The organism is Kitasatospora sp. NPDC001225 (genome assembly GCF_053597855.1).
Genome location: NZ_JBSFJC010000418.1, coordinates 1 through 1687 on the forward strand (window position 1 = coordinate 1; position 1687 = coordinate 1687).

Sequence of the window (1687 nt, forward strand, 5' to 3'; positions counted from 1 at the left end):
GTCGGCCTGGCCGACTTCCCACTCCGCACGTGTCCGGGTACCGCGCCGACTACACGCCGACCGCGGTGCCGGCGTGGGCGGAGGCCGCCTGGTACTCGTCGTCGCCCTCGAACCGTGCTTCGCAGCCGGTGGTGAGGGTGCTGGCGACGATGACCGGATCGAGGATCTTGGAGCCGGAGTTCAGCTTGGCGATCCCGCTCTGGTCGGTGGTCGCGGAGCCGACGCGCTGGCCGCTCGCGGTGCTGTAGAAGGTGATTTGCCGCCCCACGATCGGCTTGCCGTCCGTGTCGGTCAGCGTGGCCTCGAAGTCACCGCTGATCGGCGAGTGGGCGACCACGTGGCCGCTCACCGTGCGTGCCGTGAGCTGGACGGGCTTCTTCTCGGAAGTCATAACGTAACCTCCTGGATGCTCTGGGCTACTCCTTCCACCGTAGGCACGTCCGTGAGGGCCTGCACCCGGGCCGTATCGCCGCAGGTCAGGGCCGTCGGCGGGCTCACTCCTCACAGGCCGGTCCCGCCCTCGGCGGGGGTGCGGGGAGCGGGTGCGACCCGGTGGCGTCCGGCGCGGGGATCGGGGAGACTCGCGCGCATGGTTTCGGTGTTGCAGAACGTGGCGATCGACTGTGCGGACGCCTATGAGCTGGCGCGGTTCTGGAGTGGTGTGACCGGTCGGCCGTTGGACCCCGACTGCCGGCCGGGGGACCGGGAGACGCAGGTGCTGCTGGCGGAGGGGCCGGTGCTGTACTTCAACCAGGTGTCCGAGGCGAAGACGGTCAAGAACCGGGTCCACCTGTGCCTGCGGCCCGAGACCTCGCGCGACCAGGAGGTGGAGCGGCTGCTCGGCCTCGGCGCCACCTTCGTCGGCGACCACCGGAACCCCGACGGTTCGGGGTGGGCCGTCCTCTCCGACCCCGAGGGCAACGAGTTCTGCGTGCTGCGCAGCGACTCCGACCGGGCCGTCACGAACCCCTGATGCCCGTGCGCCGTCCCGGCCGGAGCCGCGACCAGGCCCCGACGCCCAGGGCCGTCCCGATCCCCAGGAAGGCGCCGACCCCGGCCGGCGCCACCCACTCGGTGATCGGCGCCGCCGCGCCGCCGCCCTCCCCGGTGAGGGCGAGCAGCGCGGTGAGCAGGCCGTACGGGACCAGCAGCGTCCCCGCGCAGGCCAGGGCCAGCAGCGGCCCGCGCGGGAGGCGCCGTCCCCACGGCCAGGCGAGGGCGCAGGCCATGGCGAGCCCGGCCAGGGCGAGGACGGCGGTGAAGTCGACGCCGTGCCGTTCGAGCCAGACCAGGGCCCAGGGCGCGCCGTTGCGGGCGAACTCGTCCGCCACGTCGAACCCGGCCGCGAGCCCGGCCCGGCCGCCCGCCGCCCAGTAGCTCTTGAGGCCGATGTACGGGACGGCGGCGGCGACGCCCAGCGCCGCGACCCTTCGTGCCGTGGCCGGTGTCGGTGCGCGCATGCCGTCTCCTCCGGTATCCCCGCCCGACGGCCGCTGCCGCCGGGCGGACTCCACCGTGCCCGCGCCCGGGGCGCCGGGTCGTCCTCCCCGGAGCCGGGTTCCGGGCCGAGCCGTCCCCCGCCCGGGGGAGTGGGAAGTCGGCCGGGCCGACTTCCCACTCCGGGGGGGGCGGGGGGCAGATAGGGAGAGGGGCGGGGGGGGGAAGAGGGGTTTTGGGGGGGGGTTGA

The 1687-nt window shown here is 74.4% G+C and carries 3 protein-coding genes; 1 reads left to right on the forward strand and 2 read right to left on the reverse strand.

The genetic code is table 11. The annotated features are described in order from the left end of the window. Positions 1-49 precede the first annotated feature (49 nt). Positions 50-391, reverse strand: a complete 342-nt coding sequence (locus tag ACWDCZ_RS41085) for a hypothetical protein (protein ID WP_049651007.1) — start codon at positions 389-391, stop codon at positions 50-52. A gap of 198 nt (positions 392-589) precedes the next feature. On the opposite strand from ACWDCZ_RS41085, the gene ACWDCZ_RS41090 reads away from it, so the two are divergent. Further along, on the forward strand, positions 590-973 hold the full coding sequence (locus ACWDCZ_RS41090) for a VOC family protein (protein WP_049651006.1): 384 nt from the start codon (positions 590-592) through the stop codon (positions 971-973). On the opposite strand, the gene ACWDCZ_RS41095 is transcribed toward ACWDCZ_RS41090, so the two are convergent. Further along, positions 960-1460, reverse strand: a complete 501-nt coding sequence (locus tag ACWDCZ_RS41095) for a hypothetical protein (RefSeq protein ID WP_449818687.1) — start codon at positions 1458-1460, stop codon at positions 960-962. The genes ACWDCZ_RS41090 and ACWDCZ_RS41095 overlap by 14 nt on opposite strands. Positions 1461-1687 lie beyond the last annotated feature (227 nt).

Coding starts and splice junctions, on each gene's coding strand:
- ACWDCZ_RS41085 (WP_049651007.1), bottom strand. CDS start 391: ATGACTTCCGAGAAGAAGCCCGTCCAGCTCACGGCACGCACGGTGAGC.
- ACWDCZ_RS41090 (WP_049651006.1), top strand. CDS start 590: ATGGTTTCGGTGTTGCAGAACGTGGCGATCGACTGTGCGGACGCCTAT.
- ACWDCZ_RS41095 (WP_449818687.1), bottom strand. CDS start 1,460: ATGCGCGCACCGACACCGGCCACGGCACGAAGGGTCGCGGCGCTGGGC.